13 protein-coding genes are annotated in these 13,437 nt (G+C 63.0%); 9 read left to right on the top strand and 4 right to left on the bottom strand.

The annotated features are described in order from the left end of the window. Positions 1 to 85 precede the first annotated feature (85 nt). The gene (locus ACT9T4_RS19385; RefSeq protein ID WP_499118503.1) at positions 86 to 604 is read left to right on the top strand and encodes a hypothetical protein; all 519 of its coding nucleotides are present in this window, start codon (positions 86 to 88) and stop codon (positions 602 to 604) included. A 47-nt stretch (positions 605 to 651) separates the two neighbouring features. On the opposite strand, the gene ACT9T4_RS19390 is transcribed toward ACT9T4_RS19385, so the two are convergent. After that, entirely contained in the window at positions 652 to 2,751 is a 2,100-nt protein-coding gene (locus tag ACT9T4_RS19390) for a TonB-dependent receptor (RefSeq protein WP_499118505.1), read from the bottom strand. A 250-nt stretch (positions 2,752 to 3,001) separates the two neighbouring features. Between ACT9T4_RS19390 and ACT9T4_RS19395 the strand changes: the two genes are divergently transcribed. Beyond that, positions 3,002 to 4,030: a hypothetical protein gene (locus ACT9T4_RS19395; protein ID WP_179537776.1), complete on the top strand. Its 1,029-nt coding sequence runs from the start codon at positions 3,002 to 3,004 to the stop codon at positions 4,028 to 4,030. 135 nt (positions 4,031 to 4,165) lie between these two features. Here the strand turns inward: ACT9T4_RS19395 and ACT9T4_RS19400 are convergent, their stop codons facing one another. After that, positions 4,166 to 4,909: a class I SAM-dependent DNA methyltransferase gene (locus ACT9T4_RS19400; protein WP_499118508.1), complete on the bottom strand. Its 744-nt coding sequence runs from the start codon at positions 4,907 to 4,909 to the stop codon at positions 4,166 to 4,168. A 159-nt stretch (positions 4,910 to 5,068) separates the two neighbouring features. On the opposite strand from ACT9T4_RS19400, the gene ACT9T4_RS19405 reads away from it, so the two are divergent. From ACT9T4_RS19405 to ACT9T4_RS19415, 3 genes are all read left to right on the top strand, one after another. Further along, complete coding sequence (locus ACT9T4_RS19405) at positions 5,069 to 5,602, top strand: REP-associated tyrosine transposase (protein ID WP_499118510.1); 534 nt, start codon at positions 5,069 to 5,071, stop codon at positions 5,600 to 5,602. A 238-nt stretch (positions 5,603 to 5,840) separates the two neighbouring features. After that, positions 5,841 to 6,503 (top strand): ion channel, encoded by a 663-nt coding sequence (locus tag ACT9T4_RS19410; RefSeq protein ID WP_042552762.1) that lies wholly within the window; start codon positions 5,841 to 5,843, stop codon positions 6,501 to 6,503. 261 nt (positions 6,504 to 6,764) lie between these two features. Next, positions 6,765 to 7,940, top strand: a complete 1,176-nt coding sequence (locus ACT9T4_RS19415) for a GGDEF domain-containing protein (protein WP_499118513.1) — start codon at positions 6,765 to 6,767, stop codon at positions 7,938 to 7,940. 26 nt (positions 7,941 to 7,966) lie between these two features. Here ACT9T4_RS19415 and ACT9T4_RS19420 read toward each other — a convergent pair whose 3' ends face one another. Together ACT9T4_RS19420 and ACT9T4_RS19425 are read right to left on the bottom strand one after the other, a co-directional pair. Next, the gene (locus ACT9T4_RS19420; protein WP_179537774.1) at positions 7,967 to 8,764 is read right to left on the bottom strand and encodes an SDR family NAD(P)-dependent oxidoreductase; all 798 of its coding nucleotides are present in this window, start codon (positions 8,762 to 8,764) and stop codon (positions 7,967 to 7,969) included. Positions 8,765 to 9,001: 237 nt separating this feature from the next. Continuing rightward, on the bottom strand, positions 9,002 to 9,664 hold the full coding sequence (locus tag ACT9T4_RS19425; RefSeq protein WP_499118515.1) for a DUF2076 domain-containing protein: 663 nt from the start codon (positions 9,662 to 9,664) through the stop codon (positions 9,002 to 9,004). Between the two features lie 233 nt (positions 9,665 to 9,897). On the opposite strand from ACT9T4_RS19425, the gene ACT9T4_RS19430 reads away from it, so the two are divergent. From ACT9T4_RS19430 to ACT9T4_RS19445, 4 genes are all read left to right on the top strand, one after another. Next, positions 9,898 to 10,245 (top strand): cupin domain-containing protein, encoded by a 348-nt coding sequence (locus ACT9T4_RS19430; RefSeq protein WP_042552888.1) that lies wholly within the window; start codon positions 9,898 to 9,900, stop codon positions 10,243 to 10,245. 139 nt (positions 10,246 to 10,384) lie between these two features. Beyond that, positions 10,385 to 11,107 (top strand): hypothetical protein, encoded by a 723-nt coding sequence (locus ACT9T4_RS19435; protein WP_499118517.1) that lies wholly within the window; start codon positions 10,385 to 10,387, stop codon positions 11,105 to 11,107. Positions 11,108 to 11,226: 119 nt separating this feature from the next. Further along, on the top strand, positions 11,227 to 12,279 hold the full coding sequence (locus ACT9T4_RS19440; protein ID WP_499118518.1) for a GGDEF domain-containing protein: 1,053 nt from the start codon (positions 11,227 to 11,229) through the stop codon (positions 12,277 to 12,279). A 132-nt stretch (positions 12,280 to 12,411) separates the two neighbouring features. Next, positions 12,412 to 13,233 carry an HDOD domain-containing protein gene (locus ACT9T4_RS19445; RefSeq protein ID WP_042552756.1) on the top strand — a complete coding sequence of 274 codons (822 nt, stop codon included), beginning with the start codon at positions 12,412 to 12,414 and terminating at the stop codon, positions 13,231 to 13,233. Positions 13,234 to 13,437 lie beyond the last annotated feature (204 nt).

A 13,437-nucleotide genomic window follows, 5' to 3' on the forward strand; every position in this document is an offset into this window, starting at 1 on the left:
AACACCGCACGGCAAGCATTTCCACATCACCAATAATGCTCGGCATCGGCCTTTTTCTATTCGGGTCAAGCCAGGGAAATCGCTTATGGACATCCGCTTTCTGACCTTCCCCGATTTTCACAACGTGTACTTCTACCGCTCCATCACCCTGGCCATTCTTCTGGTAATCGGTGGCGTGGTGCTGTTCAAGGCGCCAGCCACGCGGCTGCCTGAACTACTGCTGGTCAGCGGCTGCTTGTTGCTGATGGGATGGCGGTTTGCGCTGGAATGGCGGCGGTTGAACAAGGCCGGGGCGGCCTCCATTCACAACGACGAGCTGATCGTCTCCAACGAAAGTGGCCACCGGCAGATTCCGCTGAGCAGCGTGCGCTCTGTGACTTCGAAACACAGCCTGTTCATGGTACGGCGCTATCGCTCGTGGTCTGAGCACCTGGCGTTCGTGGAGTTCACGCTGCACAACGGCGAGCGCTTTTACACACTGGCGGAAAGTGCGGTGTTCGAATCACCAGCGGCCAAGCACAGCCTGGCAGCGATACAGGCCGCCGTGCTGGCTGCCAAGGTGAAAAGCGCAGCGGCTGAAAGCGCTGTGGCGTTGGCGAAGTAGCCAACGCCACAGAGAGTGGAGCATGCCGGGCGACATGCTGCGAGGCTTCAGAAACTGTAGGTGCCTGTGACCACCAGGTTGCGCGGCTCGCCGACGCGGATCTGCCCGGCGCTGGTGGCGGAGCTGTAGTAGGTGCGGTCGGTGAGGTTGTTCAGCGCGGCGCGCAGGTCCCAGTCCTTTTGGCGCAAGCCAACCAGGGCATCCCAGCGGCCGTAGCCGGGCAGCACCGTGGTGTTCTGGTTATCGGCAAAGCGACTGCCCACCAGGGTCAGGCCGGTTTCGGCGTACCAGCCCTGCTCCGGCTTCCAGGTCAGGAACAGGCTGCCGTTGCGTTTGGCGACATTGCTGACGCGGTTGCCTGCCAGGCCGTTGTTGTCCTTGACGATGGTGGCGTCCTGCAGGCCGATGCCGCCGCGGACGTACCAGTTGCCCGCCAGTTGGCCAGTGGCCGTGAGTTCGATGCCGCGCGAACGCTGCAGGCCGCTGAGGATGAACAGCCCCGGATTGTTCGGGTCGCTGGTACGGCGGTTGTAGAGTTCCAGCTCGTAGATCGCGAAGGTGGTGCTCAGGCGGTCGCCGAGCCAGTCGCTCTTCACGCCGATTTCCTTCTGGCGGGTCTGCTCCGGATCCAGGTCATTGGTATTGCCCGTGGCGTTCGGGGTGATGCCGATCTGCCCGCCGCCGACCGGCGAGTAGCTCTTGCTCCACGAGGCGTAGAAGGAGTGATCCTGCAGCGGCGTCCAGACCAGGCCGACGCGCGGGCTGATGCTGTTGTCGTCGCGGCCATCCGGGATATTGGTCAGCTTGTTGGTGGTATCCACCTCGAAGCGGTCATAGCGCAGGCCTGCCAGCAGTTGCCATTGATCGTTCAGGCGCAGTTGATCCTGCACGTAGATGGCGCGACTTTCGACTTCGGTGTGGTTGTTGCTCGAGGCCGTCATGGGGCCGGTGTGGCTCTGGTTGCGGTCCGGGTTGTAGAGGTCCAGCGTCGGCACTGCCTGGCCGCCCCGGTTGACAGCGAGCGAGGTGTAAAGCTTCGGATCGCGCCGTTGGCTGCCGATCTCGACGCCAGTCAACAAGCGGTGTTCGAGGCCAAAGGTGTCGACGGTGCCTTCCGCCTCCAGGTTGTTGAAGATATTGCGGGTGCGCAGATCCTGCTGAAAGCGTGCACGGCTCACCCGGTTGGTAACGACATTGGCGCTAGTCAGGTAGGTGTTGTCGAAGTCGCTGTCGAGCTTGAACACGCTCAGGGTCTGACGCAGTTGCCAGTTGTCGTTCAGCTCGTAGGTGAGTTTGGAACGCAGCGATTGGGCCTTGTCGTCGATGTAATCGCGGTCATCACCGTAGGTGGTCTCGCGCTTCACATCGGCCGGGCGCCCGTTCACGCCAGGAATGCCACGATCCGGGGTACGGTCGAAGCGGCTGTACTCGTACTGCGCCAGCCAGTTGAGCCGGGGCGTCAGTTGCCAGCTGATGGACGGCGCGAACAGCTGGCGGTGGCTGGAAACGTCGTCGCGAAAGCTGTTGGCGTCCTGATTGCCCATGTTCAGGCGCAGGCTGATGTTCTCGGTCGCATCCGCACTCAGGTCGGCGTACAGGCTGCGCATGTCTTCGCTGCCGCCCTGGGCCTCGATGCTGGAACGGCGCCCGGCTTCAGGCACCTTGCTGACACGGTTGACGATGCCGCCCTGGCTGCCGCGCCCGTAGAGCACCGCAGCCGGGCCCTTGAGCACATCGATGCGCTCGATGTTGTGCAGGTCGCGCACGTACTGGCTGTCATCACGCACGCCATCCAGATAGAAATCGTTGCTGGCCTCGAAGCCGCGAATACGCAGCCCGTCGAAGCGTGTATCCGCTCCGCTGCTGACGTTGGGAATGCCGCTTAGTGCCGTGGCCAGGTCGTTGGTGCCGTAATCGAGCACATTGGCGGTTTTCACTGAGTCGATGGCTTGCGGAACATAACGAACCGGCGTCGCGGTGCGTGTCGCAGTGCTGACTTCTTTGACGCGGGGGCTATCGGCTTGCGCGTCGACATCCGCGTTGATCGACGTTTCCGGCAGCACGGTTGGGGCCGCGTGGGTTAGGCCGGCGGTGAAAAGGAAGGAAAAGCCAAGCGCAACAGAGTTGAGACGCAGAAAGGCAGGCATGAAGGAGGCGCATCCAAGAAGAGAAAGTTATTTTTGGGGCGCGAATGATAATGCTTAATATTTACTTACGAAATAGCGTCGCATTCATATTTACATACGGCGCTCGCAGATTTTCCTGCCCGCCTGCCAAGGGATGACGGATAACGGGAAACACACCTAGAAATACATTCCAAACTTTCTCGTTGCGGCCCTAGTCATCTGGAGTACGAGCGATTGGCTCGTACTGCCATTGAATTAAAGGGCTGCCATCATGATTCGCGACGATCGTAGTGCTCCAAACGGCTACACCAATCCTGTCTACCACGACACTGCCGCAGTAGCGCCGCTGCTCAAACGTATTTCCTGGAGTGCGGTTCTGGCCGGCGTAGTGCTGGCCATGATGGTTTCCCTGCTGCTCAGCGTGCTCGGCACGGCCATCGGCAGCGCCAGCATCGACCCGCTGCAGGAAGCCGACCCGGTATCGGGCGTGGGTACCGGCGCCGCCATCTGGGTGGTCGTCAGCTCGGTGATTTCCCTGTTCATCGGTGGTTGGGCCGCTGGCCGCCTCGCACAGCGTGAAGGTGCCTTCCATGGCCTGCTGGTGTGGGCGAGCGTTTCGCTGATCACCGTTTACCTGGTCTCCAGCGCGGTGACTGGCGTGGTACGCGGCGGCCTCAACCTGGCCGGCAGCGGTGTGTCTGCGCTGGGCAGCGGTATCGCTCAGGTGGCGCCAGCCTTGGGCGGCAAGATCCAGGACGAGCTACGCGAGCAAGGTATCGACTTCAACCTGGACGATATCCAGGGTGAACTCGAACAGGCCATGCGCCAGACCGGCAAGCCCGAGCTGAACCCGGACAACCTCGATCAGCAAGCTCAGGCCACCCAGGAGGATGCCCAGCAGACTGCCCAGCGCAGCGCTGAAAACCCGCAACAGGCCACCGAGCAACTGGGTGGCCTGCTGGACCGCATCAAGGCCAAGGGCGACCAGGCCTGGGACGCTGCCGACCGTGAAGCGCTGGTCAATCTGATCAAGGCGCGTGGCAACAAGACCGACGCCGAGGCCAACCAGATCGTCGATCAGGCCCAGGCCAGTTATCGCGAGGCATATGCCAAGTATCAGGAACTCAAAGCCCAGGCCGAGCAGAAAGCCCGTGAAGCGGCTGAAGTGGCGGCCAAGCGTGTATCCCAAGGCGCCTGGATTCTGCTCATCACCCTGGTGATCTCGGGCCTGGTCGCTGCAGGTGCCGGGGTGCTGGGTCGTCGTACTCAGCCGCCAGCCAAGGTAGTCGCTGCCGTCTGAGCCGCTTGCCGTAACGGCTGAATACTGGCTGATAAACATGCCCGCACTGGCCTCAGGCCACGCGGGCATTTTTGTTTGAGGCAACGAACTGCCCAGGCGCCGGGTGATCGACCCTTGCAGGTTACCGGCTGTTGGTCAGCGTTTCACGCAGGCGAACAGTGCGTTACCGGAGGCCTGATCCCAGGGCAGGATCTTTTCGTAGTCATGCTCGAGCACGTGTACCTCGAAGTAGGGCTCAAGGAGCGCCTGCAACTCGGCGAACGTCACCGCGACCATGGGATGTTCGTCGTGCCAGATCAGGTGCTCATGCGCGGTGGTCTTTTCGATGCTCAGCCTCAACGACTGCTTCTCGCCCTCACCGGCGTAATGCCAACCCGAGCTGAAGGTGAACAGGCCTTCGTCGTCGTTGACGCTGTGTGCCGCGAACAGGCTGTTGTCGATTTTGCTCTTGTCGACGACGTTGAAGCAGAACAGCCCGTTGGGCTGGAGCGCGGCATGCACGCTGGCGATGCAGGCCTGGAGCCTGTCGATGCCACCGCTGTAGTGAATGGAGTAGAGAAAGCAGGTAATCAGATCGAGCGGCTCGTTGACCCTGAAGTCGCACATGTCCTGCACGGCGAACTGCGCCTCGGGGCAACGCGCGGCGGCTTTGTCCAGCATGGGCTGGTTGATGTCGAGCCCGCTGCTGCGATAGCCGGCATCGAGAAAGTGGCGAACATGGGGCCCGGTGCCGCAGGCCAGATCGAGGTGCCGATTGCCCCCGTTGCCAAACAGCTGCTGCAGCCGCTGAATGCAGTGGCTTTGCGCCTTGTAGTCGATGTCGGCGCACATCAGATCGTAATGATCGGACAGGTCGGTATAGAGGGCGTTGACGGACATGGCGACCTGATGATGTGCGAGGGCTTTGCGCGGTGGCGCATCATAGCCGAAGTACCGCTGCGCGCTCGCCTCTATCGATGGGCGCGGCGCAGACTGGATAAGGCCGCCTCCATCTACCATGCTGTAGTGAACGAACACCACGCTCAAGGATGAGCCGCCATGTCGCTCTATCGCCGTGCCCGCGTTGCCGGGGCTTCATATTTCCTTACCCTCACCCTGCTCGACCGCCGCAATGATCTGCTGACCCGGCATATCGATCTGCTGCGGGAAACGGTACGGGCCACCAAGGACCGCCACCCCTTCCATATCGACGCCTGGGTCGTGCTGCCCGAGCACATGCATTGCGTCTGGACGCTACCCGAAGGCGACAGCGAGGTCGCCCTGCGCTGGAAGGCCATCAGGTTCGCCTTCTCGCAAGGCCTGGACAAGACCGAACCGCGCCGCCTGCACCAGTTGATCCGCGGCGAGCGTGGCCTCTGGCAACGGCGCTATTGGCGGCAACGGATCGCCGATGACCTCGACTACCAGCGCCACCTCGACTACATCCACTTCGACCCCGTCAGGCATGGCTACGTGAGCCAGGCACGGGAGTGGCCGTATTCGAGTTTTCATCGCGCGGTGCGCGATGGCCTTTACCCGGCCGACTGGACAGGTAGTGGATGCACCGATGATGAGCAGAACTGGGGAGAGTGATCGGCTCGAATCGTCGCGCTCTGCCCGTAGCCCGGTGTTCGAGGTGCCGCAGCGATGCGGTTGCGCGACCGCGCTGACGGGCGATGCGAAGCGTCTCAGCAGGCTTACCTACCCGGCGCGCAGGTAAGCTCGCGAATACCTTGAACGGCAGCATACGCCGGGCTCGCGATCCATTAGACTGCCCGGCAAAATAGCCCCGTGCCCTCCCTCCAGCACCCCCTCGCTCCGGTTCAATTCGATGCCCAAGGCCCACACGTACCTGATCCGCTACCCCTCTGCCAGCCTGCTGTTCGTGCAATTGCTGGGCATCGTGCTCTACCCCTTCATGGAGCGGCTGTCGGAAGGCCGTGCCATCGTGGGTGCCTTTGGCATCATCGTGCTGGCGATGTCGTTGCGCATGGTGCGCAGCAGCCCGACCATCCAGTGGATCGCGTTCACGCAAGCCGCCTGCATCCTGGCCCTGACCGTAGCCGTGGAGTTCGAATACAACACCGCGCTGGCGATTCTGCTCGCGGCCCTGGAGTCGAGCTTCTACTTCTATGCCGCTGGCGGCCTGATCGCCTACATGATGGAGGATCAGCGAGCGAGCACCGATGAGCTGTTCGCGGTCGGCGCCACCTTCACCCTGCTGGCCTGGGCCTTCGCCCACGCCTTTTCCGTGTGCCAGTTGCTCAGCCCTGGCAGTTTCACGGCGGCGATCAACCCGGAAGCGGAACGCACCTGGGTGGAGCTGCTGTTCCTGAGCTTCACCACCCTGTCGGGGGTCGGCCTGAGCGATATCCTGCCGTTGAGGCCATTCGCCCGGGCGCTGGTGATGCTCGAGCAGTTCGCGGGCGTCATGTACATCGGCCTGGTGGTGACCCGTCTGGTCAGCCTGACGGTACGGCCCAAGCCGCAATGAGCGAGCCCACCAGTGGAAAACGCCATGCAGTCTGCCAGACTGCATGAAACCGGGCAGGCAGCGCGATCAAGTGGCAGAGAGACAAGGCTGAGAGAAGCCTGCCATCCATCCGTTTCTTTACGTTGCCCTGCCTGAAATCGACAACCGAACGCTTACAATCGCGACCGCAAAACCGTAGCCCTGTGCACGATCTGCAACGGCTCAAGCCCCCGCGATGCCCCCAACACTTCCACCCAACAAACAGGCAGGCCCGACCAGAACATGGCGTTCGATCCCTTAACCATGTTGACGATCACCATCGCCCTCGCCCTGGCGGCGGCGCTGTATCTGGCGATCGAGTGGCAGACCGTTCGTGAACCCTCCCTGCTCTTCTGGAGCGCCGGTTTCGCCCTGATCAGCGTGGGCTCGACCCTGGCCCTGTTGCGCAGCAGTGGCCTGCTGCTGGTGGGTATCTGGTTCGCCAACGGGCTGCTGATCACCGCACACTGGCTGTTTCTGGTGGGCGTGGCGCGTTTTACCGAAACGCGCCTGTCCCGGGCCTGGTACCTGATGGTGGGTATCTGGTTCGCCATGCTGCTCCTGCCGGAGGGCCCGCTGTGGTCGAAGGTGATGCTGCTGGTCAACTCGCTGCTGGTCGCGCTGACGGCGCTCTGGGCCAGTTGGCTGCTAAGGCCTCAGGGCAAATCGCTGGGTGCCGGTGCCGCACAGTTGCGCTATGTGCTGCTGGGCCACGGCCTGTTCTACGTCGCCAAGACCATACCGGTGCTGGTGCCGGGCACGCTGATCGATCTGGCGGCCTTCCGTGGCGAGATCATTCAGATTTCGCTGGTCGAAGGCGTGATGGCGCTCATGCTGATCGCCCTGTCGATGACCGGGACGGTACGTTACCGTCGCGAGAAACGCATCGAGCGGCTGGCCGCGCGCGACCCGCTGACCGCCATGTACAACCGCCGCGCTCTGGAAGCACGAGCGCCCAGACTGCTCAACGAGGTGTCGCCCAGGAGCCCCGGCGCGCTGCTGCTGATCGATATCGACAACTTCAAGCTGGTCAACGACCTGCACGGGCATAGTGCGGGCGACCGCCTGCTGGTGGCACTGGGCGAGATGATTCGTCTGGTGCTGCCCGAGGGGTCACTGGCAGCGCGTCTGGGGGGCGACGAATTCGTGATCCTGCTGCGCGATGCGTCCCACGAACGCATCGTCAGCCTGGGCGACGGGCTGCGCGAGCGCTTCCATGGCGTAGCCGCGCAAACCTTCGCCACCCCTGAAGCGGTAACCCTGAGCATCGGCGCCAGCCTGTTCGATCAACCGCCGGCCAGCCTGGCGGCGCTGATCGAACAGGGGGACGTGGCGCTCTATCAATCCAAACGCGGCGGGCGCAACAGCATTCGCCTGGTGGACCGCACCCTGCTGGGCAGCCCTGCTTCGGCCACCTGAGCCGCAGAACGCGGGTACGTCCGGGCTCAGTTCTGCACGGCCTGGACGGAGCCGCCATCGACCCGCAGGTTGCTGCCATTGATGAACGACCCCCGCTCGGATACCAGCAAGGCAATGGCTGCCGCCACTTCGTCAGCCTGACCGCGGCGTTTCTGGACGATACCGGGGCGTTCCTCCTCGAGAAAGCTCGCCACGGCCTCGTCGAAGGAAACGCCCTGCTCCTCGGCCCGCTGCCGCATCATGCCATCGGTCATGTTGGTTTCGATGAAGGCTGGGGCCACGGTATTGCACAACACGCCGTGGGCCGCTTCCTTGTAGGACAGGTTCTTGATGAAGGCGCCGAGTGCGGCCTTGGATACGTTATAGACGGCTTCCTCCCAGTAGGGCTGCACGGCATTCTCCGAGGTGATGCACACCAGCCGCCCCCAACCGCGCGAGCGCATCGCCGGGACGGTGGCCCGGGCGACGCGCACGGCGGAGAAGAAATCGGTGGCCCACGCCTCCTCGTAGTCGCTGTCGGGCAGCGCCAGCGGGTCGCCCTTGGCGCCGGTGACCCCGGCGGCATGCACCACGATATCGATTTGCCCAAAGCGTGCTTCGCCAGCCTTTACCAGCGCGTCGACCTCTTGCTGACGGGTCATGTCGGCAGCGACCCTCAGCACTTCACCGGGTAGGTCGGCGCAGGCCTTGTCCAGGGCGGCCTGATCCTTGTCGGTCAGCAGCAGGTGTACGCCTTCCTCGACAAGCAGTTTCGCCGTCGCCAGGCCGATACCCCCGGCAGCGCCGCTGATGAGCGCAACGCGCCCCTTGATGTGCAAATCCATAGAGACCTCATTGACGTGCGAAAGATGGTGGGCGCAGCCGCCCGGCCACCATCGAGCCTGCGCTCGGTGGTGCTGCGCTGGCGGCTGAACGCGCTCGCCCAATCGTGAGCAACCTGTCGATGGACTCGACCCGCACGTGCAAGACTCACAGTAAATGACGACTTGCGCCCGGCGCCCGGCGCCCGGCGCCCGGCGCCCGGCGCCCGGCGCCCGTTGCACCGGGGCTGCGTGGATTGCCTAACTGAAGGTGTCGCCGTCGTCGAAGAAATCCGAGCTGTCGAAGGCATCGGTGTCGATGTCCTCGGTACCCGCGTAAGGGGCCTCGCCCAGATCGCTGGCGAAACTGTCCTGGGCAGGTAGGTCCTCGCGGATGACCTCGACGATCTCCTGCGGCTGGTCGTGGTGGAACATGCTGGTCAGCAGATCCGCCACCATCACCCCGCCCGCCACGCCCGCGGCCGTCTGCAAGGCGCCACGCATGAAGCCACCACCCTGGGCCGCCGCTGCGCCTGCCTGTGCACTGGCAGGCGGTACGGCGGATGCTGCAGCGCTCTGAGAGAATCGGGTTTCACCCCAGCCAGCGGGACGCTGGGCAGGCTGCGGCGTGGAACCTTGCTGGCCGCCGCCGAACAGGCCGGCGAGAAAGCCGCCGTTGCCCGAGCGCTGTCGTTGTTGCTCGGTGGCTTGGGCCTCGAGTTCACGAACGCGCTGATCCAGGCGTTTGATCGCGGCTTCCTGAATCAGAATCGCCTGGGCCATGTAATAGGCAGCAGCAGGCTGGCGGGCCAGATGTGTCTTGATCTGCGCTTCGGCCTCGGTATCGCGCAATCCCCCCTGGTGCTCGGCCTCCTGCAAGCGGGAAAACAGGCCATCGATCAGGGTTTGCTCTTCGGAATTCATGGGCGCCTCGATTGAGCGATGAAGGGTAAGACATCCCTGTGCGACTTGCTGATGCGGCGCCTGGCGCCACCTCTCAATGAGAGATAGGACTGAAAGGGAAAATTACAAGTTCCGGGCCGGCGGCAGTAAAGATGCCTATAGCGCGGATGGGCACAGCGGTGTCGAGCCTGGACAATTGGCCGCTGCGGCACGGCTCTATGCTGGGTGACCTCTACCGCCACCAGGAGCCACTCATGGCCAACCAACCGATCACCGTACTGCGCGATACCCAACCGATGCCCGTCGTCGATGCCTGCAAATGGGAACGCATCGAAGGCGAACCGCATACCGTCAACCTCAACGCCTACACCTCCGATGACGGCAGCAAGATCATGGGTACCTGGATCTGCACACCCGGCAAATGGCGGGTGGACTACGTGAAGTGGGAGTACTGCCACTTCCAGGAAGGCTACTGCATCATCACCCCGGACGGCATGGCGCCGATCCACCTCAGGGCCGGGGATATCTTCGTGGTCGAGCCCGGCATGAAAGGCACCTGGGAGGTGGTAGAGACGGTGCGCAAGTATTTCGTGTTTGCCTGAAAACGGTGCCCTGAGCGATGCCACACAACGCTCGATCTGTACATACGCTGGTATCTCGGCATGCGATCAGGGCCGCGTCGAATCCTCGCGCGCAACCATGGTCGTACGCCTTACATCAAGGTTTCGTCATCAGGTTCACATGCACAACTCTTCATTGGCTTGCCTCCTTGCGCTGGGCATTTCCCTGTTCAGCCTCACCAGCGCGGCGGCAACTACCAGAGCCGAGGCCTTTTACGAACAGGGGATGGAGGCGCTGAACCAGCTGCAACGCTCGATCAACGAACAGAGCGGTGACACCGAGGAGCTCGACCGCCACCTCGATGACTTCGGCACCAATATCGATCGCGCTGCGCAGCTCGGCCACCCGGCTGCCAGGCTGTTTCAGGCGCAGGAGCGCCTGAAGAGGCGGTCACAGGATCCCCTCGTGGCACTGGAGGACCTACGCCAGGGCTGCGCTTCGCTGGATGCCTTGGCCAGAACGGGCTTCGTGGCCGCAGCCGTGCTGAACGCTCAGGCGTGCGACACCGCCTACAAGCGTTTCGAGTTCAACAGCCCTGAACATCTGGCAGTGATCGATGCTGTCGAGCGGTCACTGTTGCAGGAAGATCCCGCCATGGCCTATTACCCGCTGCCGATGAGAGCCAGCCAGTGCTTCGCCGTCGATCCGGCTCAGGTCAATACGTTGAGTCATGAGCAGTTTCGCGCCGAGGCCGAATACATCCTCGGTAACAGCCAGGCTCCGGAAAGCCGTGAGGCCATCGAACGCAACCTCGAATGGCTGGAGGCGGCCTTCGAGCATGGCTGCACGGCCTCGCTGGATATGCGTCCCGTGCTGCGCCAGCAGTTGGCCAAACACCCCTAGTGGCACGATGCCTTCTTCGTGCAAAATCGTCTGCAATCTGATGCGTGAGCTGGCAAGGGCTGCAATAGTCAGAACGCGCCGCTACGCTTGTTACCCATGATCGTCTGCAGAACTCATAGATGCCCAAACCGCTCGACCACAGTGACCAAACGCGACGCGTCATGCTCAAGGCACTGCTGTGGGTAACGATGTGCTTCGGCGTGCTGTTCTCGACTTTCAACGCAACCCGTGGGCTATGGCTGCTGGCAGGCATGGAGCTGGCCTACACGCTGGTGTCGTTGTACATGCTGCTGATCATCGACCGCACCCAGCGCCTGCGAGCATTGACCATCATCTATCTGGTCCCGTTTCTGACGGTGATGATGTTCACCCTGGCCAACCCGCATACGTCGGTGGGCATCTTCGCCTGGATCCAGACCATCCCCATCATTCTCTACCTGCTGCTCGGCCTGCGCCTGGGGCTGATAGGTTCGCTGGTGTTCGTGAGCCTGGGGCTGTACCTGTACACCCTGCATTACGCCGACAAGGACCCGATGGACAATATGGGCTTCCTGCTCGACATCGGCCTGGCAACGCTTGCCATCATCATCTTTTCCCACACTTACGAACAGACCCGGGCAATCACCGAGAGGCGGCTGATCGAGCTGATCAGCACCGATAACCTCACCGGCCTGGCCAACCGCTCGAAACTCGCCGAAGTGTTTCATCGCGAGCGCAACCATGCCCGTCGCAACCACACCCCGCTGGCTCTGGTGTACCTGGACATCGACCACTTCAAGCAGATCAATGACCGCTTCGGCCACGAGGCCGGTGATCAGGCGCTCCAGCACTTCGCCGCCGTGCTATCGCAGCGGCTGCGCGCCACCGACCTGCTCTGCCGCCTGGGCGGCGAAGAGTTCGCGGCGCTGTTACCCAATACCAGTGCACAGCAGGCTGCGGTGATTGCCGAAGAACTGCGTGAACGCCTGGCCAGCACCCCGATGGAACTCAATGACGCGCCTTTGCAGATGACCCTCAGCGCCGGCGTAGCCAGCCTCGGTGCGGATGGCGACCGCCTGGACGAACTGATGAACGCAGCGGATCGGCGCACCTATGCGGCGAAGCGTGCGGGGCGAAATCAGGTGGTTGCCGATGAGCTGCAAGTTTGCGCCGGACACCAGGCTACGTCTTGAAAACACGTGCGTTTCTCAGCCTGTGCGGCCCCGCCCTGTTGCGAAAAAGGCGGATCTGCGCCTGGCAGCGGCCGCCAGCGCGACTATGCTGAAACTCCATATCGTCCCCCGGAATCTGCCCAGGAGCATCATATGGATATCACCAGTCTCTTCGCCGAACTGCACAGCCTGCCCAGCGTTCCCAAGGTCGCCCAGGATCTGATCCAGCAATTCGACAACCCCGCCACCAGCCTGGAAAGCGTGGCGCGCAATATCGAGCGTGACCCGGTGATCGCCGCCAAGGTGCTGCGCCTGGCCAACTCGGCGCGCTTTCGTGGCTCGCGGGAGGCCAACAGCGTGGAAGATGCGGCCATGCGCCTGGGCTTCAACACGCTGCGCACCCTGGTGCTGGCTTCGGCCATGACCGGCGCCTTCAAGGTCGACACGGGATTCGACCTGAAGAGTTTCTGGATCCGCAGCTTCCGCGTCGCCAGCATCGCCCGCACGCTGGCCAAGCAGCTCAAGCTCGACGCCGATGCGGCCTTCACCTGCGGGATGATGCACAACATCGGCGAGCTGCTGATCCAGAGCGGTGCGCCGGACTTCGCCCGCCGCCTGAACCGTCACCCGCACCGCGAAGCCGCTGCCCAGGCTGCCGAGGAAACGTTGCAACTGGGCTTCGGCTACCCGGAAGTCGGCGCCGAGCTGGCACGCCGCTGGCAGTTGCCGGCCCTGATCCAGAACGCCATCGCCTACCAGGGCAAACCCGCCCAGGCACCGGACGGCAGCCAGTACGCGCGCCTGGTCGCGCAGGCCATTCACGTCGAGGAAAGCCTCGAAGCCCACGGCCTGACGGACGAAGCCCGCCAGGATCTGGAAGGCCCGCTGTTCGAAGAGGTGGATCTGGGCAAGCTGTTCGACGCCTTGCCAGCCGTACTGGAAGCCGACAAGGCGTTCGGAGAGCTGCTCGCGTAGGCGCGCATTTGCGGGCAATACGATCGCGGCCATATCGCAACACATCGCCGCATCCGCGTTGCCCGTGTAGGGGTCCGCTTGCGGGCGATGCGTTAGTGGTCATCCAGCAGAATCGGCAGTGACGCCGCCATTCGCCGGCAAGCCGGCTCCTACGGTCCGGTACCCCGATAACATCGCCGCATCCGCGCTGCCAGTGTAGGAGCC

The organism is Pseudomonas sp. SZ40 (assembly GCF_052958135.1).